Genomic DNA, 1,668 nt, shown 5'->3' on the forward strand with positions numbered 1-1,668 from the left:
TACGACACCCTCATGGCCGACCAACTCGACACCGCGATCGAGCGAAACGGCAAAGGCGACCTGACGACGCTACTGACCGGCAACGACACCTGGACGGTCCTGGGCGGGTGATCGGCGCGAAGGGGCGCCGGACCTCCGCTCGCGGTCCGGCGCTCAGAGCGCCCGCAGGCCCCTGACGGCGTTCCGCGCGTACGCGCGGGCCTGCTCGAAGGTGGCCGCGCTCTCCCGGCCGAGGGTCTCGCGGACGTACCGGCGTGCCTGCGACAGGTCGGCGTCGGGGCCGAGGACTCGTTCCACCATCCGCTCGTCCAGCAGCACATGGTGCAGGGAGAGCACGGTGACCCCGGTCTCGTCCGGGACGATCGACCACTCCCCCGTGTGCGCGGCCAGCAGCGGCGACGGCACGGTCTCCTTGTAGACGGTACGGCCGGCCGCCGGGAAGGACACCCGTACGGACTCCGTCGTGTGGACGGAGCCGTCGACGGTCAGCGTGTGCGTGGTGGCGCGCTGCACCCCCGGGCGGTCCTCGACGACGTCGGCGCGCACGATGTGCGGGACCCGGCCGGGCCAGGAGGCCACGTCGTACAGGAAGGCGCCGACCGGTTCGCCCGGTCCGTCGAAGCGGACCGAGTCCTCGAAGCTCATCGTCAACGCGTCGAGCCGCTCCCAGCGCTCGGCGGCCTCGCGCAGTCGGTCGAGCATGTCCCGCCCGCCGCGTTCGACGTCGGCGCGGGCCCGCTCGACGTCGGAGCTCCGGTTGCCGGCGACGGTGAAGTCCTGTTCCAGGGTCAGCCGCGACCAGCCCGGGGCGAGCTGCCGTACCGTCCAACTGCCGCCCGCGGAGGTGACGGGCGCCGCGGGAACCTCCTGGCGGAAGTCGATCCGCCGGCGGTCGGGGTCCAGGGTCCGCCGCCACAACGACGACCGCACGGTCCCGTCGCGGGTGTCCCACAGGGAGAACCGTTCGCGGCTGCCGTCGAAGTCCCACGGCTCGACATGGACGGTGTCCGGTACCAGCAGCGGCCACTGGGCGGTGTCGGCCACCAGGGCGTACAGGACGCCGGCCGGTGCGGCCGCGTCCACCGCGTGTGTCATCCGGTGCACTCGTTCGACAGACATCAGACACCCTCTCTCAACGCTTGACGCAGAGCCTGTCCGTGTCCGCAGGAAGCTTCCTGGACTCCGAGTGGAGTTCCCGGGCACGGCCTCAGACCGCGGCGCGGGAGCCCAGCACGTGGTTGACCAGGTCGAGGTAGCGGCGCGGGGTGTCGGCGTACTCCATGGCCTCCTCGTCGAAGGCGATGTCGAACCTCTGCTCCAGGTATCCGGTGGTCTGGAGGACGGAAAGGCAGTCGTAGCCGAGCTCCACCCAGTACAGGTCGCGGACGTCGTCGTCCAGCTCGACGCCCTCCTCCTCACCTCCCCATGCGCGCAGGATCCGCGTCAGGTCGGTGAGTTCCAGCCGGTCCATGGGTGTGCCCCTCTCGTCGTCCGCGAGCACGCGCACGCGTCCCGGGTACCCCGAGCCTGACCACCCTCCCTGGAGCACCACTCAACGCCCCCTGGCCCGCCCCGCCCATCCCGGCCCCGCCGGCCCACCCCAGCCCCACCGGCCCATCCCGGCCCGGCCCGCCCATCCCAGCCCCGCCGGCGTTTGAGGCGCGGGGT

At 72.2% G+C, this 1,668-nt stretch carries 2 protein-coding genes and 1 pseudogene; 1 reads left to right on the top strand and 2 read right to left on the bottom strand.

Translation table 11 applies throughout. From position 1 onward, the window contains the following. Positions 1–111, top strand: a pseudogene (locus tag ACFYW3_RS36140) (2-oxoacid:ferredoxin oxidoreductase subunit beta); the annotation flags it as partial. 42 nt (positions 112–153) lie between these two features. Here the strand turns inward: ACFYW3_RS36140 and ACFYW3_RS36145 are convergent. Both ACFYW3_RS36145 and ACFYW3_RS36150 read right to left on the bottom strand, forming a co-directional pair. After that, positions 154–1,119 (bottom strand): SRPBCC family protein, encoded by a 966-nt coding sequence (locus ACFYW3_RS36145; protein WP_351763697.1) that lies wholly within the window; start codon positions 1,117–1,119, stop codon positions 154–156. Positions 1,120–1,207: 88 nt separating this feature from the next. Then, on the bottom strand, positions 1,208–1,507 hold the full coding sequence (locus ACFYW3_RS36150) for an actinorhodin polyketide synthase (RefSeq protein ID WP_389388621.1): 300 nt from the start codon (positions 1,505–1,507) through the stop codon (positions 1,208–1,210). Positions 1,508–1,668 lie beyond the last annotated feature (161 nt).

The sequence above is a fragment of the Streptomyces sp. NPDC002602 genome, from assembly GCF_042889445.1.
GTDB lineage: Bacteria > Actinomycetota > Actinomycetes > Streptomycetales > Streptomycetaceae > Streptomyces.

What these genes read in the sequence shown, in the direction of transcription:
- ACFYW3_RS36145 (WP_351763697.1), bottom strand. Translation starts at nt 1,119, where the DNA reads ATGTCTGTCGAACGAGTGCACCGGATGACACACGCGGTGGACGCGGCC.